Origin of the sequence: Bacillus sp. NMCC46, assembly GCF_002998465.1 — a bacterium.
Classification (GTDB): domain Bacteria; phylum Bacillota; class Bacilli; order Bacillales; family Bacillaceae; genus Bacillus.
In genome coordinates this window covers 1,031,633-1,054,098 of sequence record NZ_PVQZ01000001.1, presented here as the reverse complement: position 1 = coordinate 1,054,098, position 22,466 = coordinate 1,031,633, and the positions used below count along the sequence as shown (strand labels likewise).

The 22,466-nt window shown below is 40.8% G+C and carries 21 protein-coding genes, 17 tRNA genes, 1 rRNA gene and 1 pseudogene; 32 read left to right on the top strand and 8 right to left on the bottom strand.

What is annotated here, in order from left to right; genetic code table 11:
- Positions 1–187: 187 nt before the first annotated feature.
- From rrf to C6Y01_RS05365, 18 genes are all read left to right on the top strand, one after another.
- Positions 188–303, top strand: a 5S ribosomal RNA gene (gene rrf / locus C6Y01_RS05450).
- Between the two features lie 9 nt (positions 304–312).
- Positions 313–387 (top strand) — tRNA-Asn (locus C6Y01_RS05445).
- A gap of 4 nt (positions 388–391) precedes the next feature.
- Positions 392–482 (top strand) — tRNA-Ser (locus C6Y01_RS05440).
- Between the two features lie 17 nt (positions 483–499).
- A tRNA-Glu gene (locus tag C6Y01_RS05435) sits at positions 500–574 on the top strand.
- A 29-nt stretch (positions 575–603) separates the two neighbouring features.
- Positions 604–679: transfer RNA gene (locus C6Y01_RS05430), tRNA-Val, on the top strand.
- A gap of 15 nt (positions 680–694) precedes the next feature.
- A tRNA-Met gene (locus tag C6Y01_RS05425) sits at positions 695–771 on the top strand.
- A gap of 4 nt (positions 772–775) precedes the next feature.
- Positions 776–852, top strand: a tRNA-Asp gene (locus C6Y01_RS05420).
- 18 nt (positions 853–870) lie between these two features.
- Positions 871–946, top strand: a tRNA-Phe gene (locus C6Y01_RS05415).
- A gap of 6 nt (positions 947–952) precedes the next feature.
- Positions 953–1,025: transfer RNA gene (locus C6Y01_RS05410), tRNA-Thr, on the top strand.
- A 15-nt stretch (positions 1,026–1,040) separates the two neighbouring features.
- A tRNA-Tyr gene (locus tag C6Y01_RS05405) sits at positions 1,041–1,125 on the top strand.
- Between the two features lie 13 nt (positions 1,126–1,138).
- Positions 1,139–1,212, top strand: a tRNA-Trp gene (locus tag C6Y01_RS05400).
- A gap of 30 nt (positions 1,213–1,242) precedes the next feature.
- Positions 1,243–1,318: transfer RNA gene (locus C6Y01_RS05395), tRNA-His, on the top strand.
- Between the two features lie 9 nt (positions 1,319–1,327).
- Positions 1,328–1,399: transfer RNA gene (locus C6Y01_RS05390), tRNA-Gln, on the top strand.
- A gap of 7 nt (positions 1,400–1,406) precedes the next feature.
- A tRNA-Gly gene (locus tag C6Y01_RS05385) sits at positions 1,407–1,481 on the top strand.
- Positions 1,482–1,486: 5 nt separating this feature from the next.
- Positions 1,487–1,557 (top strand) — tRNA-Cys (locus C6Y01_RS05380).
- 14 nt (positions 1,558–1,571) lie between these two features.
- Positions 1,572–1,660: transfer RNA gene (locus C6Y01_RS05375), tRNA-Leu, on the top strand.
- A 38-nt stretch (positions 1,661–1,698) separates the two neighbouring features.
- A tRNA-Leu gene (locus C6Y01_RS05370) sits at positions 1,699–1,780 on the top strand.
- A gap of 393 nt (positions 1,781–2,173) precedes the next feature.
- The gene (locus tag C6Y01_RS05365) at positions 2,174–2,878 is read left to right on the top strand and encodes a hypothetical protein (protein WP_106037909.1); all 705 of its coding nucleotides are present in this window, start codon (positions 2,174–2,176) and stop codon (positions 2,876–2,878) included.
- Positions 2,879–2,912: 34 nt separating this feature from the next.
- Here the strand turns inward: C6Y01_RS05365 and C6Y01_RS05360 are convergent, their stop codons facing one another.
- The 6 genes from C6Y01_RS05360 to C6Y01_RS05340 all read right to left on the bottom strand — a co-directional run bounded on the left by C6Y01_RS05360 (position 2,913) and on the right by C6Y01_RS05340 (position 5,693).
- On the bottom strand, positions 2,913–3,458 hold the full coding sequence (locus C6Y01_RS05360) for a histidine phosphatase family protein (protein ID WP_106037908.1): 546 nt from the start codon (positions 3,456–3,458) through the stop codon (positions 2,913–2,915).
- 68 nt (positions 3,459–3,526) lie between these two features.
- The gene (locus C6Y01_RS05355; RefSeq protein WP_034663839.1) at positions 3,527–3,718 is read right to left on the bottom strand and encodes a hypothetical protein; all 192 of its coding nucleotides are present in this window, start codon (positions 3,716–3,718) and stop codon (positions 3,527–3,529) included.
- A gap of 128 nt (positions 3,719–3,846) precedes the next feature.
- Positions 3,847–4,116, bottom strand: a complete 270-nt coding sequence (locus tag C6Y01_RS05350; protein ID WP_034663836.1) for a hypothetical protein — start codon at positions 4,114–4,116, stop codon at positions 3,847–3,849.
- Between the two features lie 66 nt (positions 4,117–4,182).
- Positions 4,183–4,557, bottom strand: a complete 375-nt coding sequence (locus C6Y01_RS19040; protein ID WP_223249869.1) for a DUF1963 domain-containing protein — start codon at positions 4,555–4,557, stop codon at positions 4,183–4,185.
- 21 nt (positions 4,558–4,578) lie between these two features.
- Positions 4,579–4,872, bottom strand: coding sequence for a hypothetical protein (locus C6Y01_RS19035; RefSeq protein WP_223249868.1), 294 nt, complete (start codon positions 4,870–4,872; stop codon positions 4,579–4,581).
- Between the two features lie 17 nt (positions 4,873–4,889).
- Positions 4,890–5,693: a DUF2262 domain-containing protein gene (locus C6Y01_RS05340; protein WP_106037907.1), complete on the bottom strand. Its 804-nt coding sequence runs from the start codon at positions 5,691–5,693 to the stop codon at positions 4,890–4,892.
- Positions 5,694–6,229: 536 nt separating this feature from the next.
- Between C6Y01_RS05340 and ltaS the strand changes: the two genes are divergently transcribed.
- Complete coding sequence (ltaS, locus tag C6Y01_RS05335; RefSeq protein ID WP_034663829.1) at positions 6,230–8,170, top strand: lipoteichoic acid synthase; 1,941 nt, start codon at positions 6,230–6,232, stop codon at positions 8,168–8,170.
- A 155-nt stretch (positions 8,171–8,325) separates the two neighbouring features.
- Complete coding sequence (lepB, locus tag C6Y01_RS05330) at positions 8,326–8,892, top strand: signal peptidase I (RefSeq protein WP_034663827.1); 567 nt, start codon at positions 8,326–8,328, stop codon at positions 8,890–8,892.
- A 237-nt stretch (positions 8,893–9,129) separates the two neighbouring features.
- Here the strand turns inward: lepB and C6Y01_RS05320 are convergent, their stop codons facing one another.
- On the bottom strand, positions 9,130–10,425 hold the full coding sequence (locus C6Y01_RS05320; RefSeq protein ID WP_106037906.1) for a homocysteine synthase: 1,296 nt from the start codon (positions 10,423–10,425) through the stop codon (positions 9,130–9,132).
- Positions 10,426–11,283: 858 nt separating this feature from the next.
- Here C6Y01_RS05320 and C6Y01_RS05315 point away from each other — a divergent pair.
- The 7 genes from C6Y01_RS05315 to C6Y01_RS05285 all read left to right on the top strand — a co-directional run bounded on the left by C6Y01_RS05315 (position 11,284) and on the right by C6Y01_RS05285 (position 15,902).
- Positions 11,284–11,496 carry a hypothetical protein gene (locus C6Y01_RS05315; protein ID WP_003211695.1) on the top strand — a complete coding sequence of 71 codons (213 nt, stop codon included), beginning with the start codon at positions 11,284–11,286 and terminating at the stop codon, positions 11,494–11,496.
- Positions 11,497–11,611: 115 nt separating this feature from the next.
- The gene (locus tag C6Y01_RS05310) at positions 11,612–12,358 is read left to right on the top strand and encodes an ABC transporter ATP-binding protein (RefSeq protein ID WP_034663820.1); all 747 of its coding nucleotides are present in this window, start codon (positions 11,612–11,614) and stop codon (positions 12,356–12,358) included.
- A complete protein-coding gene (locus C6Y01_RS05305; RefSeq protein ID WP_034663818.1) occupies positions 12,336–13,802 on the top strand; it encodes a hypothetical protein in 1,467 nt (488 codons plus the stop codon). The genes C6Y01_RS05310 and C6Y01_RS05305 overlap by 23 nt, the downstream gene beginning before the upstream one ends.
- On the top strand, positions 13,786–14,691 hold the full coding sequence (locus C6Y01_RS05300) for a PqqD family protein (protein WP_034663815.1): 906 nt from the start codon (positions 13,786–13,788) through the stop codon (positions 14,689–14,691). The genes C6Y01_RS05305 and C6Y01_RS05300 overlap by 17 nt, the downstream gene beginning before the upstream one ends.
- Positions 14,688–14,969, top strand: coding sequence for a hypothetical protein (locus C6Y01_RS05295; RefSeq protein WP_034663812.1), 282 nt, complete (start codon positions 14,688–14,690; stop codon positions 14,967–14,969). The genes C6Y01_RS05300 and C6Y01_RS05295 overlap by 4 nt, the downstream gene beginning before the upstream one ends.
- 75 nt (positions 14,970–15,044) lie before the next feature.
- Entirely contained in the window at positions 15,045–15,701 is a 657-nt protein-coding gene (locus C6Y01_RS05290; protein ID WP_106037905.1) for a putative periplasmic lipoprotein, read from the top strand.
- Positions 15,702–15,828: 127 nt separating this feature from the next.
- Positions 15,829–15,902: transfer RNA gene (locus C6Y01_RS05285), tRNA-Gly, on the top strand.
- 97 nt (positions 15,903–15,999) lie between these two features.
- Here C6Y01_RS05285 and C6Y01_RS05280 read toward each other — a convergent pair.
- On the bottom strand, positions 16,000–16,596 hold the full coding sequence (locus C6Y01_RS05280) for a hypothetical protein (protein ID WP_223249867.1): 597 nt from the start codon (positions 16,594–16,596) through the stop codon (positions 16,000–16,002).
- A gap of 83 nt (positions 16,597–16,679) precedes the next feature.
- On the opposite strand from C6Y01_RS05280, the gene queG reads away from it, so the two are divergent.
- The 5 genes and pseudogenes from queG to C6Y01_RS05255 all read left to right on the top strand — a co-directional run bounded on the left by queG (position 16,680) and on the right by C6Y01_RS05255 (position 22,423).
- Positions 16,680–17,828, top strand: coding sequence for a tRNA epoxyqueuosine(34) reductase QueG (queG, locus tag C6Y01_RS05275; protein WP_095284952.1), 1,149 nt, complete (start codon positions 16,680–16,682; stop codon positions 17,826–17,828).
- Positions 17,829–17,889: 61 nt separating this feature from the next.
- Complete coding sequence (locus tag C6Y01_RS05270; RefSeq protein ID WP_034663808.1) at positions 17,890–18,792, top strand: amidase domain-containing protein; 903 nt, start codon at positions 17,890–17,892, stop codon at positions 18,790–18,792.
- A 43-nt stretch (positions 18,793–18,835) separates the two neighbouring features.
- The gene (gene trmL, locus C6Y01_RS05265) at positions 18,836–19,309 is read left to right on the top strand and encodes a tRNA (uridine(34)/cytosine(34)/5-carboxymethylaminomethyluridine(34)-2'-O)-methyltransferase TrmL (protein WP_003211950.1); all 474 of its coding nucleotides are present in this window, start codon (positions 18,836–18,838) and stop codon (positions 19,307–19,309) included.
- 145 nt (positions 19,310–19,454) lie between these two features.
- Positions 19,455–20,150 (top strand): annotated as a pseudogene (locus tag C6Y01_RS05260) (YrpD family protein).
- Positions 20,151–20,527: 377 nt separating this feature from the next.
- A complete protein-coding gene (locus C6Y01_RS05255) occupies positions 20,528–22,423 on the top strand; it encodes a PrkA family serine protein kinase (protein ID WP_066031120.1) in 1,896 nt (631 codons plus the stop codon).
- Positions 22,424–22,466: the final 43 nt, after the last annotated feature.

Sequence of the window (22,466 nt, the reverse complement as noted above, 5' to 3'; positions counted from 1 at the left end):
ATCAGGTTGATAGGTCTGAGGTGGAAGCGTGGTGACACGTGGAGCTGACAGATACTAATAGATCGAGGACTTAACCTATATTCTAATGTGAAGTTTGAACATTGTTATCTAGTTTTGAGAGAACATTTTTAAAATATCTCTTGATTTATTTTCAATACATAGTATAATATCTTTTGTCACTAAATTGTCTGGTGATGATGGCGAAGAGGTCACACCCGTTCCCATACCGAACACGGAAGTTAAGCTCTTCAGCGCCGATGGTAGTTGGGGGTCTCCCCCTGTGAGAGTAGGACATCGCCAGGCTTTCTTCATTCCGCAGTAGCTCAGTGGTAGAGCTATCGGCTGTTAACCGATCGGTCGTAGGTTCGAATCCTACCTGCGGAGCCAATTTGGAGAGCTGTCCGAGTGGCCGAAGGAGCACGATTGGAAATCGTGTAGGCGGTAACCCCGTCTCAAGGGTTCGAATCCCTTGCTCTCCGCCACAATTTACATAATAAAGGGCCCGTTGGTCAAGCGGTTAAGACACCGCCCTTTCACGGCGGTAACACGGGTTCGAATCCCGTACGGGTCACCATTTTAGAATATACACCAGTATTTTTATTCGGAGGATTAGCTCAGCTGGGAGAGCATCTGCCTTACAAGCAGAGGGTCGGCGGTTCGAGCCCGTCATCCTCCACCATATCTTTTATATCGTCGCGGGGTGGAGCAGTTCGGTAGCTCGTCGGGCTCATAACCCGAAGGTCGCAGGTTCAAATCCTGCCCCCGCAACCAAAATGGTCCGGTAGTTCAGTTGGTTAGAATGCCTGCCTGTCACGCAGGAGGTCGCGGGTTCGAGTCCCGTCCGGACCGCCATTTTTAAAAAGAATACTTGGCTCGGTAGCTCAGTTGGTAGAGCAACGGACTGAAAATCCGTGTGTCGGCGGTTCGATTCCGTCCCGAGCCACCACTATTTGCCGGTGTAGCTCAATTGGTAGAGCAACTGACTTGTAATCAGTAGGTTGGGGGTTCAAGTCCTCTTGCCGGCACTGTTTTTCAAATGTGGAGGGGTAGCGAAGTGGCTAAACGCGGCGGACTGTAAATCCGCTCCCTCCGGGTTCGGCGGTTCGAATCCGCCCCCCTCCACCATTTTTATTTTCATAGGGGCATAGTTTAAAGGTAGAACAGAGGTCTCCAAAACCTCCGGTGTGGGTTCGATTCCTACTGCCCCTGCCAATTTTCTTAATATGATTCATAACATCTATGGCGGTTGTGGCGAAGTGGTTAACGCACCAGATTGTGGCTCTGGCACTCGTGGGTTCGATTCCCATCAATCGCCCCATTTTATTATTGGGCTATAGCCAAGCGGTAAGGCAACGGACTTTGACTCCGTCATGCGTTGGTTCGAATCCAGCTAGCCCAGTTAATTTGCGGAAGTAGTTCAGTGGTAGAACACCACCTTGCCAAGGTGGGGGTCGCGGGTTCGAATCCCGTCTTCCGCTCCAATAATGGCGGCATAGCCAAGTGGTAAGGCAGAGGTCTGCAAAACCTTTATCCCCGGTTCAAATCCGGGTGTCGCCTTTTTTGAAAAGACTGCCGGGGTGGTGGAATTGGCAGACACACAGGACTTAAAATCCTGCGGTAGGTGACTACCGTGCCGGTTCAAGTCCGGCCCTCGGCACCATTGTTTTTTTATCATAAGTTGCGCTCTTTAATGATCATGCCGGTGTGGCGGAATTGGCAGACGCGCACGACTCAAAATCGTGTTCCTCACGGAGTGCCGGTTCGACCCCGGCCACCGGTATCTATTAAAAGTTTTATGATCGGTATTTTACCGTCAGCCTAACGTTTCACCATTGTGGTGAAACGTTTTTTTGTGGTTAAAACGAGTTATTTAGCTGAAGGAAATGAATTCGCCTAGGATTATCTCGATTTTGAACATGGCTTGTGTTTAGATGACTACGGGGAGACATTCTCAGCAGCTGAAAGCGTGTATCATGTTGAAGATCGTTGGGAGAACTACGATAAAATCAAAGAAGTGATTCAAAAGCGTTATATAGATTGGGTGAATCAACGTTAAGGAATCTAGTTTTGTTTCAATAAATAAGAGCTTCTCATCTTTGTACTGTTTCATGTGGACGTTACAATTGGCTATAGGAGATAAATAGAATGAATTTAGAGGGGCGGAGTTGTTATCTTGCATACGAAGACGATATTACAGACCATCATTGAAGACGAGGGATCACGAGATTATCCGCTTTTTAGACAGTACTGTGAGAGAAAAGAGCAGGGTCTGCGTAAAGATGCGCTTAAAGTTCTTCAGTCCTTTATTGCGGAGATGAAGGAGAACGAGGTTGAAGCAAAGCGTGTATTTGTTGCTTGGCTGTTTGAGTGGATTGAACGGTTTGAGGATGGTCATCATTTGCTTGTGTTTCCATTGGTAAATGAGGTGATTCAGCCTGTTCTGCAAGAGTGGGAGAATGTTGATCCAATGGATGTGAGACCATATCGCTGGCAAGGCTTGTTTGTGCATCAGGGAGAAGGGCTGCCTTACTTATTGAAGGCACTAGAGCTTGGAGGCAGCAAGGAGCAGCGTGTGATAGTTCAAATTTGTGAAACCTATCTATCGGCCTTATGGTATTCGTTTCATCATATACATGAAGATCTTTATTTAAGCACCTATGAGAAAGATCAAGAGCGAATTCAGGGCATTGAAGATGTCATGACACTGATTGAAGATAAGAGGATTCGTACCAATGTTGAAAAACATTCGGTCTACTATAACCAGCTTTTATCGGATTGGAAGGAATTTCAGCAGACGGAGACAAGAGGCTTTATGAAATGGTGTGCGGAGCGTAAGAAGCCCTATGAGTGGGTAGAGGCATTTTATTATCATCAATAGATGAGGAAACGGCAGAATTCATTCTGCCGTTTTTTTACTTATGCCATATTCGCTCTATTTCTACATGATCTGTTCTAAAATATTGCAGAACATAGACATCTGGATTGCTTAGCTGATCCCACTCCTTGAATCCAATCGTGGGATCGGCGTGTTTTAGAAGCAGGCTCATAATATTGCCATGTGTGGCGAATAAGGTATGATCTTTTCCTAATTTTATTTGTTCATAGAGTGCCTCTACAATACGATTCATCGCTTCTTGGCTCGATTCTCCGCCTTCACAGGTCATATGTAAGTCCGAAAAACTGAGCTTTAGTTTCTCATACCAATCGTCCATTGGTTTACTGCTTAACACACGTTCAGAAAGACGCTGATCAATTTGTACCTCGAGCTGTTTCACATGAGCAAGGGGCTCAGTGGTTTGGATCGCTCGTTTATAAGGACTTGAGATGATCTGATTGAGGTGGATACCGGAAAAGAACTGTGCTAGTGCGTGAGATTGTGCGATGCCTTGTGGCGTTAAAGACGCATCCTCGGATTGTCCATTTGCTTGGCAATGTCTGACGATATAATATGTTTTCATGGGGCACACCTCTCATCGAGTATAAAAAAATCATCCAGGATTGGATGAGGATTCATGAAGGTCTAGGTTCATTTGTTCGGATCTGTTTCTTTATAGGGATCTGTTAGCTTCGAGGTTAGGTCTAAGTTGAACAAAAAATCGTCTACGGTGTCTGTGCCAAAGGGAAGTGTGGAGAAGTTGATTGGGATGCTGTCTTCTTGCTTTTCTGAAGTGACCTGCTGTTTAGGCTGCTTTTTTCTCCAGTACTTAAACAAGCGCATGTAAAGCCCCCTTTTCTATGAAAAAGATGGATTTATACATAATATACGGGGAGAGTTGTCCAGGCGTCAAATGTTTTCTTAGAGAACGATGAAAAGAGCCACAGGAAAGTGCGGCTCTTTTTGTACATTTACATAGCACGACGTAATGCTTTCAGCACTTTACGTTCGCATTTTAAGTTGTATCGCTTGTGATGGAGTTTATCCGTGTTACATCTGCCAATGACTTGTCTGACATCTGGATGATAAATGATGAGATTCCTGAAAGTTGGATCATTCAATAACGTGTGAAACCAGCTGAATTTTTTGAGATGTGCTGCATTTCTAGAGATATCCTCTTCATCTACCTGTAGAAAAGGGATATACACAGCAAGTGAAAAGATATCGAAAATGAATCCCATGTTGGTTTCCTCCTTCCATATTTTTTCCTACGCTTAGAAGAAGGAAAGGTTTCATTCAATAAACCTTTAAAAACAATCCCAGTGCATCAACCATTCTTTTTTGTCTTTGTCGTAATAGAAATACATCGTGCCGTTATCACCAATCATAAACCGAGGTTTTTCTTCTGGGGCGATTTGCAGCATGAATTCTCCTGGTTGATGACGGGGTGGGGATTGAATATATGCGCCATATCCATCGATTTTTGAGAATGAATAATTTGTGTATTGCTTAAAGAAGTGTTCTGTCGCTTCCTCACTTTCATTTACTTCTGATAAATCAACATATGACCACGCTTTTTCCCAGCAAGGGAAGTCCTTTTGCTCACTTTCATTCCATTGAATTTGAAACGGTTTGAGTCCTCTCACTTCTTCTGGAGTCTCAACTACTTCGAATCCTTCCATAGTTGCGTATTCAATAAGCTTTCAGCCTTCGCCGTTTTTGGTGATATCAATCGGAAGTGCTTTCTGATTAAGAAAGATTTGAATCATCTTACATTCATTGCATCCGTTCATTCCTCCTGGCACTTCAGGTAAATAAATTTGTAAGATCGGAATCATGACACCATCTTGATCTGCTGGCCAGCCTTGATCGGGGTGGATGAAGAAATGACTGGCAAACCAGCTGTGTGCTGCTGGATCAGGACGAAAACCGCCAATCTTAGCCACGATGGGTGTTTTTCCTAGTTGTTCTAATTCGTGAAAAGCCTTTATCTCCATTACTTATCCCTCAATCTTTAGCCAGCAATGTGGGCATCTTGAAACGTGCCATTGATATTGCCTGAGACAATGATGACATGTCCCCAAAATAAATCACCGTCATGACAGTACACTTCAAACTCTCCATCTGGGTAAGCATGAAGGCTTTCGAGAGAGATGCGGCTCATAAATTGATCCAGTGTGAGCTCTTCTTGTTTTTCAGCGGAGTCATCTTGTGCCTGCCAGTCTTTAGCTAGTTCAATCAGTTGATTTGCTGCAAATGATTTAATGGAAGAGTTCCATGTGGTCTGCTCTTCCATGAGTTGTCTAGCGGTTCGAAGAGAGTCGTTTACTTTTTCATCTTCTTCGAGGTTGAAGTAGAGCAGGCACTCTTGATTGCTCCATTGGATCGTTGTTTCAAATAAGTCTAGTCCTTTCACTAATTCAAAGGTGCCCAGCATGCCATCATGGTAAAAGACAGGTTTTTGAGCTTCTTCTAGTATCTCTTGAAGCTCTTGATCCTGTGTATCTGTATCGATGAGTGATACAAGCATGAACTCACCTTCACCTTTTCGGACCTGAAGTGTCACGATTGATTCTTTATGTAATTGTGCCTGCTTTTCCCGCAAGCCCTCTTCATCTGTTAACCAGCAGAGCCTTATGTTTTCGGTTGTGATGAGGTCTTTTTCCTTCCATGCAATCAGTGGAATAGAAGCGGTCCAAAGAGATTCCTGTCCAGTTTTTCCTGCGCCTACTCCTGAAGGTCCTGTGACAGCAATGATGTGATCTATTTCTTCTGAAAATCTTTCTTTAAATGCGCTTATTTGTTTGTTATTCTTCATGTGATGTCCTCCAGCCTGCTTTTTGAAAATCTATATCTTTATCACACCGCACATCAGGAGGAGAAATCAAGCTTTTTTTTGCTTAAAACTTTTTTAGATTGACAGAGGGAGAGAAAATACATGGATTGCTGGAGGGTGAGTCACAATAAAAAACAAATGGATTATGTATTGAATTTTGTATAAATTTAGGTGAAAGAGTCGAAAGGCCTAGGTGATTCTTCCTTTTCTTTATAATTACTTTGACACGAATAGATGAAAAAAGTAAAGTAGTACTGAGTGATTTACAAACCTTTCTTCATCCACTAAAACATGAAGTGTGTGTAAATGAAGTGTAAATGGATATTTTTCCTTTTATTTACTCGTATTTTTTTTTGAAACCTTTGAAGCTTCTCATACGTTATATTAAAGGAGCACATATATCCGGCGGAAACAGAGCATCGGAATGCTTGGTGAAGAAGATTTACATTTGCAAAATCAATGTAAATTTTTTATGATTTCATTTATATCAGAACGATAACTAAGAAAGAAGAGGTTTTATGAAAAAAATATTTGCGAACAAATATAGCTTTTTTGTATTGGCTGTCCTTTTATTTTGGGCGAAATCGTACGCTGCCTACAAAATGGACTTTAATTTAGGAGTGAAAGGTTCTTTTCAAGAGGGGCTTCTCTTATTAAATCCATTTAGTTCAGCCATTGTGTTTTTGGGACTGGCTCTCTTTTTGAAGGGTCGTAAATCTGCCATTGTTTTAATTGTTATTGACTTTATTATGACCGCACTTTTATATGCGAATGTAGCGTACTACCGTTTCTTTGATGACTTTTTGACTTTCTCCACAATGAAGCAAGCAGGCAATCTTGGAGGAGGCATGACTGGCGGTGTATTATCTAGTATTAAGCCGCATGACCTTTTGTATTTCCTTGATATCATTATCTTGATTGCGATTGTGATTTGGAGACCAGAAGTGAAGAAATTCCAAATGAAAAAGACATTTGCACTGCTGATTGTGGCTGCAGGTGTAGGACTGTTTTTTGTAAATCTTCATTTAGCTGAAAAGGACCGTCCAGAATTATTAACAAGAACATTTGATCACAAGTATGTTGTCAAATACTTAGGTGTTTATAATTATACGATTTATGACGGAGTACAATCAGCACAAAATGCAACACAGGTAGCAAATGCGAGCAGTGAAGATTTAACGGATGTTGTAAACTATACGGCTTCTCACTATGCGAAGCCAAACGCAGAGTATTTTGGTAAAGCAAAAGGGAAAAACATCATTAAAATCCATTTAGAAAGCTTCCAGTCTTTCTTAATTGACTACAAACTAAATGGAGAAGAAGTGACGCCGTTTTTAAACAAACTAGCTCATGGTAAAGAGGATTTTACGTATTTCGACAACTTCTTCCATCAGACAGGTCAAGGAAAGACAGCTGATGCTGAGCTAATGATGGATAATAGTATGTTCGGCTTGCCAGAGGGAGCAGCGTTTGTGACAAAAGGTGAAAATACTTACCAATCACTCCCTGCCATCCTAGATCAAAAAGCAGGCTATACGAGCGCAGTGCTTCACGGGGACTATAAATCTTTCTGGAACCGTGACACGATTTATAAGCATATGGGATATGATCAATTCTTCGATGCTTCATATTACAACATGGATGAAGAAAATCTTGTGAATATGGGTCTGAAGGATAAACCATTCTTCAAAGAATCAATCCCGATGCTAGAATCAATGAAAAAGCCATTTTATGCACATTTAATGACATTGACTAATCACTATCCATTTAATTTAGATGAAAAAGATGCGACAATTGCTAAGGCAACAACTGGTGACAAAACAGTAGATAACTACTTCCAAACAGCAAGATATCTAGATGAGTCATTAGAGCAATTCTTTAAAGACTTGAAAAAATCAGGTATGTATAAAGACTCGGTAATTTTATTATATGGTGATCACAACGGTATTTCTGAAAACCATAACCGTGCAATGAGCGAAATTCAAGGGAAAGAAATTACACCTTATCAAAATGCACAAAACCAGCGTGTACCACTCATGATTCGTATTCCTGGCAAACAGGGCGGCGTGAACCATACGTATGGTGGTGAAGTAGACGTGATGCCTACGCTTCTTCACTTACAAGGTATTGATTCAAATGAGTATGTGAATTTTGGAACAGATCTATTCTCTAAGAAGCATGATCAAACTGTTGCATTCCGTAACGGAAACTATGTGACACCAAAATATACACTCGTAGATAACACTGTCTACGATACAAAAACAGGTAAAGTTGTGAAACAAAATAAAAAGACAGAGGCGATTAAAGCCCGTGTCGATAATCAGTTAAGCCTTTCAGATAAAGTGCTTTATAGGGATCTTCTTCGATTCCATAAGCTGTCTGACTTTAAACCAGTGAATCCATCTGATTATTTCTATGGTAAATCAAAAGAAAAAGAAGAGGATTCTTCTGCTAAGTAACTGAGTTTTGGGCAAGCACAGAAGGGTGCTTGCCTTTTTCTCTCTCACCGCTTGATTTGTTGGCAAAATATGTTTATATTTAGGGTGATACAAGCGTGATGCTGGCGTGCAGCTGGCGGAACTCATTTCGTCCTAGGGGATTTCAGGAGGAGCTTATGACAACAAATACAAAAACACAAAAAAAGAAATCAGAATTATGGGGCTGGTTCAAAGCCATCTTAATCGCATTCATTGCTGTTTTTATCATTCGTAACTTTTTATTCGCACCGTATATTGTAAAAGGAACCTCTATGGATCCAACACTGCATAATACAGAGCGGGTTTTTGTGAATAAAACGGTTGATTACTTCGGCGATTACAAACGGGGACAGATCATTGTTCTTGATGGGGAAGACCGCAGCACTCATTATGTAAAACGATTAATTGGTTTACCCGGTGATAAAATTGAAATGAAAAATGACCAGCTATATGTCAATGGACAAAAAGTGGCGGAGCCTTACTTAGCGTCAAACAAAAAGAAAGCAGCCGCAGATGGGACCTTGCTGACACCTGATTTTGGTCCTCTTACCGTTCCAAAAGGAAAGTATTTTGTCATGGGTGACAATCGTCAAAACTCAATGGACAGCCGTAATGGCTTAGGTCTTTTTACAAAGAGTGATATTCAAGGAACCACTTCATTTGTGTTTTACCCTTTCCAAGACATTCGACTACTCAATGATTAATGACTCATAAAAAAAAGCACACAGAGGTGTGCTTCAGATTGTTGACAAAGGGCTAAAATGAACTTTATTTTAGCCCTTTGTCTTTATTCAGCGTGATAGAAAGCCTTTGAAGTCTAGGAAGAACGAGCATCGAAGCGGAGCGAATTAAATATTCGTGAGCACCGGAGCGCAGGACTGACAAAGAATGCGAAGGTTTGTCTACACGCTGAAAGCACACAGAGGTGTGCTTTTTCTATTTCATTCAGCCTGGCTTTTTGTGATCGCCTGTTCAAGATCTGCAAGGATGTCTTCAATCGCTTCTGTTCCAACAGATAAACGAATGAGTTCTGGTGTGACGCCTGTCGCTTTTTGTTCTGCTTCACTTAATTGTTGATGTGTTGTGCTGGCAGGATGAATGATCAGTGATTTAGAATCGCCCACATTTGCGAGGTGTGAGAAAAGCTTAACGGAATCAATGAGCTTTTTACCAGCAGCTCGTCCACCTTTAATACCGAATGTGAGAATGGCGCCTTGTCCTTTTGGCAAATAGGTTTGAGCAAGCTTATAAGATTCATGGCTTTCAAGACCTGGGTAGCTTACCCAATCTACAAGAGGGTGATCTTGTAAAAATTGCGCTGTTTTTAACGCATTTTCACTATGACGCTCGAGACGCAGATGTAAAGTTTCTAGGCCTTGCAGAAGTAAAAATGAGTTAAAGGGAGACAGGGCAGCCCCTAAATCCCGCAAGAGCTGTACACGTGCTTTTGTGATATAAGCGGCTTCTCCAATTGCTTCGGTATACGTCAGACCGTGATAACTTGGATCTGGTTCAGTCAGCCCTTTGAACTTATCACTGTCAGCCCAAGGAAACTGGCCGCTATCGACAATGACACCGCCGATTGATGTACCATGACCGCCAATGAATTTCGTAGCGGAATGGACGACAATGTCTGCACCAAACTCGATCGGTCTTAATAAATAGGGGCTTGCGAGCGTATTGTCCACAATAAGCGGAATATGGTGCTTGTGTGCAATGGCCGAGACGGCTTCAATATGTAGAATGTCGCCTTTAGGATTCCCAATGCTTTCTGCATACACTGCCTTCGTTTTGTCTGTAATCGCTGCTTCGAGTTCTTCCAAGTTGGATGAATCAACAAATTTCACTGTAATGCCGAGCTTTTTGAGTGTATGGGCAAATAAATTGTACGTGCCTCCATAAAGGCTGCTGGAGGATACAATTTCGTCACCAGCTCCTGCAATGTTTAAAATAGAATAAGTTGTCGCTGCTTGTCCAGAAGAGACAGCAAGTGCACCAATGCCGCCCTCAAGCTCAGCGATCCGTTTTTCAAAGACGTCATTTGTAGGGTTCATAATGCGAGAATAAATATTTCCGGGTTCCTGCAGTCCAAATAAATTCGCCGCATGCTCACTATCTCTAAAACCGAAAGAGCTTGTTTGGTAAATAGGCACGGCTCTTGAATAGGTTGCTGAATCAAGCTCCTGACCTGCGTGAATGGCTTTTGTTTCTAAACGGAATGGACGTTCTTCTGACATGTGTGTATCCTCCTTTTGTTAGATAAAACCAACTACTTTGATAAGAAATATTTAATAAGACTATAAATCTTGTTTCATGCTTGGTCAATCATTTTTTAGATAAATCTGAAAAAATAATCAATAAAGTTGATGGACTTTTTTATTTCAATTGGAAGGGTGTATATGTTGGTGAAAAGAGAGATTGTTTCATTAGAGAGTGCGGATCAGTTTTTTTAGAAAGCAGCAAATCATTCAAGTGTTGTTTGAAAAGATCATGCTCGCCATCGTTTTAGATGAATTCTATAAGCGATTAATCTAATTTGAAGCACAAAGAATGCCAGCTGGTGGAATCATGGGGAAAGCCTATGCTGTAGGTTGCTTTTTCATAGAAAGGAGCGTGTCATATGTTGGATGTTACTCAAGAAGGCAAGGGCTTTTTTCCCAATGATCTCTCTTGTATATACATATTTTAAGTGACAAGAGAAGAAGGAAAATATGCTCACTTTTTTGTCGGAATTATCAGTAAATATTTCATAAATGGAGTTATAACGACATATAATCAGGACTTTTATATCTGATATATCGGGGGAATTCTTTCTATCTCACAAAAAAGAAAGAATATATAAAGGAGATGATAAAAATGACCTATTTCAAAAAAAGAAGAAAAAAGATGGTTTAATTGCCATTATCTGGGTTTTGTGGTTCTTATGGAGTGGAAAAACCTAGTTAATAAGAGAGGGGTTATACACTTAAAAGTGAATAATTGAATAAAAAGTCACATTTTACCCAAAAGTATGTTCGGTCAAAAATGGGATCTTCTGTTGATGTTTGGAGAGTGACGCCTATGATACGATCATCATAAGCTGGGAGGTGAAAAGTATGACTTATGCAGCGCCGCAAGTTGACTATTCCACTATGGAACCTGCTATTATGGACCAAGCTTGGTTCTTAGTATTTGTTGCTGTCCTTCTTGGATTGGGAGCAACAGTTGTTCTAGGAGCAGCAGTTTGGTGTTTAGCAAACGGTAAGGGTAGCTTTACAGGAGCCGTTCAGTGGGAAAGTGGCTTAAAAGTCCAAATTGAATGTAAGTAGCTATACTTAGGATTCATCTTTTTACTTCTATGAAATGACACCAGGGCTAAACCGTCTGTGGCGGGCGGTTTAGCCTGATCTGTTTTTAAAGAATATGCAGACACTTGGAGGTTATATGTTTACGATCGAGAATTTAACTAAGACGTATAAAAATAACGTGACTGCTGTCAATGATTTTCATCTACAGATCGACCCTCATCAAATCGTTGCTGTTGCTGGACCGAATGGTTCCGGTAAAACAACGATGATTAACTGTATACTCGGCATCATTAAGCATACAGAAGGAACGATTCTCTTGCAGGACGTCACAAATGACGAACCATCCTTTAAAAAACAAGTAGCCTATGTTCCAGATGATCTGCTACTCCCTGAAGCATTGACTGGTGCTGAATATTTAGATTTTGTTTCTTCTATGTATGAATGTAAAACAATTCATAGAAGAAATCAACTAATTGAACTGTTTGATATGGACTCGGCTTTATCAAGACCGATCGAAACCTATTCACATGGTATGAAAAAAAAGACACAGCTGATTGCCGCCTTTATGCTTGATAGTCAATTGGTGATCATGGATGAGCCCTTTAGAGGACTTGATATTGAAGCGGTTATAAACACAAAGAAACTGATGAAGCGTTATGCCGAGCACCATGGTGCGATCTTGCTTTCAACGCATGATATGCTTTCAGCGGAAGAGCTGTGCCACAAAATCGCCATTATTTCTAAGGGAAATAAAATGGATGAAGGAACGGTCTCAGCCTTAAAGGAGAAGTATCAATCAAGCACATTGGAACAGGTGTTTCTGAAAGCTTCAATGTTAAGTGATAGGGGTGCACATTTTGATGAAATCATTAATCATTTCTAGAATGATGCTTAAAATGTGGCAGCAGGAGATGTATAAGCTCTTTGATACTCAGACGAAGCGGATCATTGTGATCTTATTCTTTTTGTTTGCCGTCACAATGGGAGCTATCATCGGATACAGTTTTACGGGTGTCTTTATGAAGGCTTTCTTAAATGGAGATGAACGTTCACTTGGATTACTCGTTGTGTCAATGGCGATCAATGCATCCATATTTACAAGCTTGTTATTCGTTTTGATCAAGGTCAGAACGCCTGAGCAAGACCGTTTTTCTATGCAGCTCAGCTGGTTCCCGCTTTCTACCTTTCAGAAAAGCCTTGGATACTTTATTCCGATGGTGACAGTGGTGGCAGGACTTGTGTTATTTTTTATCGGTATCCTGCTTTTACCTAACTTTATTGCCCAGGGAATCGGTATTTTCTTTATCTTTACGTTCTTTTTAATGGTGATTTTGCAATCGCTTTTTGTCTTAATGCTTCTGCAACTCATTTATAATATTACCTATTTGGTCGTTCTGAAATTAAAATTACCGTTGCAAAAATTTGCAGCGATCTTTGTTTTATTAGCACTGGTTGTGGCGTATGGAATGACGCATTTTGATATCAGTCAAATTCAGCAATCATATATACAGTTTGATTATCATTTGATGTATTTTACAGCACCGTTTTTCTTAGCGGCTCAAGGAATGTCTCCTGAAGGGGTAAATTATGCAATGTTGATCCTGTTCATCCTTTTATCGGCGGGCGGCGCATTTCTTTCTCTTGCGATGATGCCGATTATGGCAGAGAAAAAAGCGTTAACCTTTTTAAACAAACTGCCGTTCTCTTCTTCAAAAAAATGGTCACTTATTGTAAAGGAAATGAAATCACAGGTGCGAAATGAAGAAAACATTTTAAACTTTCTCATTCTCCTCATTGTGATCTTATTCGTCCGTTATCAGTTTGGATTCCGCTTTGAAGAAGAAGCGTTTTTTGTTCTCTGCGCTCTTGCTGGATTAACCGCCTTCAATTCATTTGGCAATGATAAACGAATGCTGGGGATGTACAAAACATTTGGCCTAAGATCGTGGGAAGTGGCTCTGTATAAGTTTATCGGGCTTTTGCTTGTTGGTATACTGCAAATTGCGTTATTCATGCTGACAACGCTGACGCTTCCTGATCAGGTTTGGAACGTATTGATTGGGGCCGCTGTTTTATGCAATGCCACTGCGCTCTTTTATGTGGTAGGTATTTTACTTCCGCTTGATCGAAACAATCCCTACACAGGCATTTTTTCATTTGGAGCACTTATTTTACTCATGATTCCGATTGTTTTTATTGGAAACTATGTCATAGGGGAGTCGAGTCAAACACTTCAGTGGCTGCTTGTAGCTGCATTTGAAGGTCTGCTCATCTTTGCCATATACAAAGGTTTTTCATGGAGGTATTCACATGATTCAACTTCTTAACAATAAGCTAAAGATTGAGCGGGTACCGGCACTCGCGCCGTATGTGACCTTACAAAAGAGGCTTCTCACTGATACGCAGTATGGAAGCACACTCCCGATTAATGAAAGTGCCTATCATATGTTAACGAAAGTAGATGGCAAAAGGACAGAAGCGAGTATTACCGCAGAGCTCGCCGATTTGTTTCAGGTCGATGAATCTGTGATTTCTCGTGACTTTTATCAACTGATAATGGGGTTAAATCAGCATCACTTGCTGTCTATTCATTATCAATCACCATATCGGATTGTGACAGCCTGTTGTCAATTTTTCAAACAGTATCAAGTGAAAATGAAGGAACGATTTGATTGCACTGGTCACTCGTTCCTGCACATTTTGGGGACGGCTTTGCTCATGGTGACGCGTAAAATCATCTTTTTCTGGATGCTTTTTATGGTCATGGCAGGGATCGCTTTTTTATTCATTCCTGACCAGTCGATTGCAGCCATTGCGATTTATTTTACTATTATTTATTTTGGATTAATTACCGGGACCGCCTTACATGAGGCAGCACACGGCTATGCGCATCGGAAATTTGCGGGACGGGATGGTCCTCAAGGCTTTTTTGCGAGTGATATGATGTCTGTGAAATTTGTGAGACCTGTATTAGATCCGTTTCAGAAAAAGCAAGTATGGATTACTCTGCTTGGGCCGCTTGTCCCGGGTGTGATCGGGGCAGCAGGGATCATTGTGACCGTATTATTTCTGAAAGAAAATCCAATTTCGACAGGTTTCTTTATTTTTTCAATCACGTATTTTATTCAATTACTCTATCTTCTTCCATTTATGGGGGATGGTAAATCCATTATGAAGCAGCTATTGCTTGGGGGAATGGGAGGACAACGATCATGAACGTACAGGCGATGAAACAAGGCGCTATTGTTGGTGGCTTTCTAGGATTTTTAGGCTTTCCGATGCTGACAATCGGTGTATTGTTCTATCATTTATTTCAATCAAAAACGAATGATACCTTATTATTTAACAGTCTCGCTTTTGAGATGGAAGGTTCATCCGCATTTACTTTTCAGATCAAGCCAAACTTTTTTATTTATATGATTGTGATTTTTGCCGCGAGTTTTCTCATTGTGGCTTTCTTATCAGCAATGAAGCAGAAAAAAGCAAAAGATTAGGAGAATCCTCCTAATCTTTTTTTGTATAATCAACCAAATTTTAGTATAATAGAAAAAACATCAAAGGGGATCTCAATGTTAAAAAAATGGAGTGTTCTTATATTCACTGTTTTTCTATTAGCAGGATGCGGCGAGAAGGCCGAAGAAACCACGACAACCGAGAACACGGTATCTACAATAAACACGGAGTCTGCTACTAAGAAGCAAGTAACCATCGAACAAATGAAACTGACAAAAAAAGAAAAAAACTTACTAGAAGCATCAACCCCTAATGAAATGGTGGCTTTGACACTAAAAGGATTAACGAAGAAGGATAAGAGTATTACGTTTATCGGGAGTCATTACAAAAATGGCCGATTAGCTAATCAGGAAGCATCATCTGCCACCTTTACTTTACATCAGAATGGAACCGACCAAACGATGAATGTGCTCTTGCAATTAAAGCATGAGAAAGATACATATGAATCACAATTTAGTATTTGGTCAGACAAAAAGAATGAGGGAATGACGAAAGCGACATCAAGTTTCCCGTTCAAAGTAAGTGACTATGTTTTTTCTGCACAATCTGAAACTGTCAAAGTCTCTTCTGGAGGAAAGGCATTGATTGCATATACAGCAGCAATGGGGAAAGACGGGAATTCACCTATGCTTGAAGAGATTGAGAAGAATCCAAAGCAAGCAATGAAGAATAAGTCACATGCATACTTATTTTATATTCAGCTAGATAAATAACTATCGTAATATATACGGAGAATATGAAGTTTTTTGACGAAAAATCTTCATATTCTCTTGACGAATTGTTAAGAAAGTTGTAACATAATAAAAGTCAACGCGATGATGTTGCTTTTGAAAAATTGATGCGGGTGTAGTTTAGTGGTAAAACCTCAGCCTTCCAAGCTGATGTCGTGAGTTCGATTCTCATCACCCGCTCCAATACATAATTTTGTTTATAACGCAGTATTTCGTTTCATAGATAAACGAAGTGTTGCGTTTTTTATTATGTCAGTATAATGTGAAAAGCACTGTCAAGCTACAGTGCTTTTTCAATAAGTTCATATTTACTTTCTCCACCATGTATTTGTACAAACATCTTCGTCAAGGATTGGATTAGAGCTTCACTCTTTTCCCGGGAAATAGATGGCGGAAAGAGGATGATTTGCAGAATGTTTTTTGTGTCTTGAGAAATTTGTGCTTTACTTGCATGAGAAAATAATCCCTTAAGTCCCGCGTCGTCCTGCCATTCAATGTGGCCAGTCTCATGTTTTGCTAGTGAAAGCGGCTCTTCTATGCGATCAGCATCGAATGTCAGGATGGGCAAGAAATATTTTAAAGAGAAAAATATCGACAAATCCTGTACGGAATTGGTCGAGTCAATAAATTGTTCCTTTTGGATATCAGCAAGAATTGGCAGGAAAGGAACGTCTTTTAAAAGATCCGTCCATTCTTTGATTGCTGGTACTTCTTCTAAGACTTTATCTTCGTATTCAAAGAATAAAGATTCTTGAAACAGGCGTAGTCGGCCTTTTAACATTTGAGGGGATGTACCAACTTCAATATGCGAATATTCAATCTGTCCAACATGGATAGACGGGTTTTCAGGATGAGAAATTTCCATATGTATCTTCACAGTGACTCACTCCAATCGGTCATGATACACTCGTATTATACTGAAAACAACAGAAGAAACAAAGAAAGGAGGTTTGCAAGGTGATTCATGTTGGAGAATTAAAAGAAGAATTGATTCAATATGCGAAAGAAATTGGTGTCGATAAAATCCGATTTGCAAGTGCTGATACATTTGATTCATTAAAGGACCGCCTCATCTTACATGAATCGTTAGGGTATTTGTCAGGTTTTGAAGAGCCTGACATCGAAAAACGAACAAACCCTTCTTTGCTGCTTCCGAAGGCCAAATCAATTGTTGCGATAGCGCTCGCGTATCCTTCCAAAATGAAAGATGCTCCTCGAAGTACAAGAGATGCAAGAAGAGGGATCTTTTGCCGGGCTTCTTGGGGAACGGACTATCATGTTGTGCTGAAAAAAAAGCTCGATATGCTCGAAGAATTCTTGCGAAGCAAACATGTCGATATACGAACAAAATCAATGGTGGACACAGGGGAACTGTCTGATCGTGCAGTAGCGGAACGCGCTGGCATAGGTTTTAGTGCAAAGAACTGTATGATTATCACGCCAGAGTTTGGATCTTATGTGTATTTGGCTGAAATGATCACAAATGTCCCATTTGAACCGGATGAAAAAATTGAAGACCAGTGCGGAACGTGCAATAAATGTGTAGATTCGTGCCCAACTGGTGCACTTGTGAATCCAGGACAGCTGAATTCTCAACGATGTATTTCATTTTTAACGCAGACAAAAGGATTTTTGCCTGACGAATTTCGTTCGAAAATAGGAAATCGATTGTATGGGTGTGATACGTGCCAAATCGTCTGCCCGATCAATAAAGGAAAAGACTTTCATTTGCATCCTGAAATGGAGCCGGACCCTGAAATTGCTAAGCCGCTCTTAAAGCCGCTTCTTACGATCAGTAATCGTGAGTTTAAGGAAAAATACGGTCATGTTTCAGGTTCATGGCGGGGGAAAAAGCCGATTCAGCGAAATGCGATTTTGGCACTTGCTCACTTTAAAGATACATCTGCCTTACCAGTGTTGATTGATTTGATGCACAAGGATCCACGGCCTGTTATTCGAGGCACGGCTGCTTGGGCAATAGGGAAAATTGGCGACGAGAAGCTGCTCCCAGAGTTGGAAAAAGCCCTTGAGCGGGAAAGTGATGAGGAAGCGAAACAAGAAATTGTCAAAGGGATTGAGTTTTTACAGACACCTTTAAATACTAAATAACATCCCTATGAACATAGAATGAACCAAACAGAGATTTCAAAAAAAGTTTGGTGGTGTCTGTGTGAAACAATTATTAGAGCAAACATTAGAAGACAGGCTTGGTTATTTATTAAATGGGAGTGCAATTAAACAGCCGCAGCTCATGTCTGATGTGGAAGCAGTCGAACGGAAAAAAGAGCTTTTTGCTAGAAGACAGGTGGAGATTGTCAAGGCGAAAGCCAAAGCAAAACTTCTTGATTCATCGATTCAGGATGACGGGGCTCAGCATGTGCAGTATCTCGCTCATCTCACTTATGTATGCAAGGATGCAGACGACTCTTTTTATTTAGAGGAGCAGGTAGAAAAAAGAGAAGCGTTCCTTTACAACGACATGCTTGTCAAAGATCGGATGATGCTAGAAAAACGGCAAATGGAAGAGCAGATGGATGAGCGCTTTCAGACCGAAGAACAGTTTGGGAGAGCCTTTCACTATGACCGGCGGGCAGCCGTGCAATATGCGGAGACGTACTGGAATAAACGAAATCCTGCCTATAAAAATTTTGAAGATAACTGCACAAATTTTATTTCACAATGCTTGAAAGCAGGGAATGCACCAACGAGAGGGTATCCGAACCGCGGATCTGGCTGGTGGGTGCGTCCTCATACGTGGAGCTATAGCTGGACGGTGGCTCATTCGATGAAAAATTATTTAGCGAATTCGAAAGCGGGTTTAAGAGCAAAGAAACTCAAAGAAGCGCAGGAGCTTCAAATTGGTGATGTCATTTGCTACGATTTTGAGGGAGATGGCAGGTATAATCATACAACCATTGTCGTCGATCATGATAAAGGCGGAATGCCTCTTGTGAATGCACAGACATATGACAGCCGTATGCGTTATTGGTCGTATGAGGATTCGACCGCCTATACACCTGCTATTCGTTATACGTTTTTTCACATTTTGGACGATGCCGCGAAGGATAGTTAATGGTATAATATTGAGCGGAAAAGAAAATTAGAGGTGAACTTTTTTGGGACTTCATGTCGTTTTATATCAACCAGAGATTCCAGCTAATACTGGAAATATTGCGCGTACATGTGCAGCAACAAATACAACTCTTCATCTGATTCGTCCGCTTGGTTTTTCGACAGATGACAAAATGCTGAAGCGTGCAGGACTCGATTATTGGAAATATGCCAATGTGGTCTATCATGACTCGCTTGATGAATTGTTTGAGGCTCATCCGAAGGGACAATTCTTCTATATCACAAAATTTGGCCAAAAGCCGCATACGACATTTGATTACTCTCAGTTAGATGAAGACTACTTCTTCGTTTTTGGCAGAGAGACAAGTGGATTGCCGAAAGATTTGATCGAGCGAAATATGGACCGCTGCCTTCGTTTACCGATGACAGAGCATGTTCGTTCTCTGAATCTATCGAATACGGCAGCAATTCTTGTGTATGAGGCACTTCGCCAGCAGCAATACCGAGATCTGATTTAAGGTCATAATGAAAGCCGGGATACCTATCTCGGCTTTTTTTATATGAGATAAGAAATATAAAGAAGGAAAATACGACTTTTTTATACTTTTTTTGACATGTAAAAATAGGTAGTATGATAGATTGTAATCGCGTTTTCAAAAAATAATGAATCCATTAAATGAGATGAAAAAGCTACTGATCACTAGTGCCATTAGCTCTGCTATTTTAATGGAGACGATTCCAGTCAGTATCCCAGGTCTCTCTCAGACGCAGGAAATAGAAGCAGCGCAATTATCGAAAGGTATCGGCGGGCGTACTTATATCAATAGCAATGGATCAATATTGGTCACAAAGATTCAACTCCCTCCCGCAATGAGTGTGTCAAATGGGACAGCTTATATTTATTCTGGATTCACAGGTTCAAAAGAAGCAGACATCGGTCTTCAATAGAGTCCAACCTAAACAAATAATCAAGAGACATATATCGAAGGAAAAAATGATTTTACGTATACAAAAGGATTTAAGCCTGGAAGTACTGTGCAAATGACCATTTATAAAAACTTGAATGGACATACAAGAGCGACGTTCTGGGGGACAAATAATGTTGGTTATACCGGGCGTATCATCACAGAAATTCAAAACTCAAACATTGGCTCTGTGACTAAGTGGAAATTACTGTCGACAGTAGCAGTGACTGACGATATCTACCGGAAAGATATTCGGGCGAACTTCTCTACTCGTTTTACTGACATCACATTAGACAGTCGTGCCGTCACACCTGTGATTGATACGCAAGACTTTACGTCCATTCAGGTATCAGGGAATACAGTGAATATGCAGGTGCTAAAAACAACGAATTAAATGAAAAAAGGATGTTCCGCTCATGGAACATCCTTTCTTTCATTTACCAGGCTTGCCTTCGTAGCCAGCTGTGAAAATGGATACTAAAAACGTAATGATGACGCCCATCATAATGACCGTTCTCATATAAGCTTCCCCCTTATCCCTTTGTTTCTATCGCTGCCTGTTTCATATGGTGCGAAGTTCGCCTTGAAAAGCAGGAGAAGAAGATCATTTTTCTCCTGTTTTTCCTTTATTATGAAGGGTCTTGCGGATGGTTGTCAATTCAGTTTGCCAATTCGTCATTTTGAAGAACGAAAGCATGTAATAGGACGCCTCCGCATAGATTGTAAAACAGTATCTGATTACTTGCTTCAATCTTGAAAGAGGAGGTTCATATGGATATTTTAAAGAAAATCGAACAGCACAGAGAAGAAGAGCAGCGTCTCAAATGGGAAGGCACATTCAGCGATTATTTAGACATTATAAAGGAAAATCCACTTGTCGCTCAATCTGCTCATTCTCGCGTTTATCATATGATTAAAGACAGCGGGATTGAAGAGGAGAATGGGGTCAGAACGTACAAATTTTTTGATCAGGAGCTTTTTGGGTTAGAGGAATCATTGGAAAGATTAGTGGAGGAATATTTTCATCCTGCTGCCAAGCGTCTCGATGTGAGGAAGCGTATTTTGTTATTGATGGGACCAGTAAGCGGGGGAAAATCTACGCTTGTTACTAGGCTGAAAAGAGGACTAGAAGAATATTCACTGACAGATCATGGCGCAGTCTATGCGATCAAAGGCTGCCCGATGCATGAAGACCCGCTTCATCTTATTCCGCAAAATCTGCGGGAGGATTTCTATAGAGAATATGGCATTCGTGTGCAGGGGAATTTGTCCCCTCTGAATATGATGAGGCTCGAAGAGGAATATGGCGGGCGAATTGAGGATGTAAGGGTTGAACGGATCTTTTTCTCAGAGGATAAAAGAACTGGCATTGGTACCTTTAGTCCATCTGATCCGAAATCTCAGGACATTGCTGATTTAACAGGAAGCATCGATTTTTCAACCATTGCTGAATTTGGATCAGAGTCAGATCCCCGTGCCTACCGCTTTGATGGAGAACTCAATAAAGCAAACCGAGGGATGATGGAGTTTCAGGAGATGTTAAAGTGTGATGAGAAATTTCTATGGCACCTTCTGTCATTAACGCAGGAAGGAAATTTTAAAGCAGGCCGTTTTGCCTTGATTAGTGCAGATGAATTGATCGTCGCTCATACGAATGAAACCGAGTACCGGTCGTTTATTTCAAATAAAAAGAACGAGGCCTTGCATTCAAGAATTATTGTGATGCCGATTCCTTATAACTTGAAGGTGACAGAGGAGGAACGCATTTATCATAAAATGATTTCAGAAAGTGATGTTGCAGATGTCCATATTGCCCCGCATACGCTGAAGGTGGCAGCGATGTTCTCCATTTTGACAAGACTCAAAGAGCCGAAGCGTTCTGATATTGATTTGGTGAAAAAAATGCGTCTGTATGACGGAGAGAGTGTCGAAGGCTTCCAATCTGCTGATATTGATGAGATGAAAAAGGAATTTCATGATGAAGGGATGAGCGGAATTGACCCGCGGTATGTGATTAACCGAATTTCCTCCACTATTATTCGAAAGAATATGGAATCGATCAATGCACTGGATGTCCTTCGATCCTTAAAAGAAGGACTCGATCAGCATCCGTCTATCTCCAGCGAGGACCGGGAGCGTTATTTGAATTTTATTTCTGTTGCGCGAAAAGAGTACGACGATATTGCGAAGAAGGAAGTTCAAAAGGCATTTGTGTATTCCTATGAGGAGTCTGCGAAAACACTGATGGATAATTACTTAGATAATGTCGAGGCGTACTGTAATAAAAACAAGCTGCGTGATCCGTTAACTGGTGAAGAAATGAATCCTGATGAAAAGCTTATGCGTTCAATTGAGGAGCAGATCGGTATTTCTGAAAACGCCAAAAAGGCATTCAGAGAAGAAATTCTGATTCGTATTTCGGCTTATGCGAGAAAGGGCAAACGCTTTGATTATAATTCTCATGAGAGATTGCGAGAGGCGATTCAGAAGAAGCTGTTTGCTGATCTAAAAGATGTGGTGAAAATTACGACGTCAACGAAGACACCGGATGAACAGCAGCTGAAGAAGGTCAATGAAGTAGTGGCTAGATTGATTGATGAACATGGCTATAATTCAACAAGTGCAAATGAACTTTTAAAATATGTAGGCAGTCTTCTGAATCGTTAATAAATGAAGGAGGCATTATTGGCGCACCTGCACCGGTAATGTC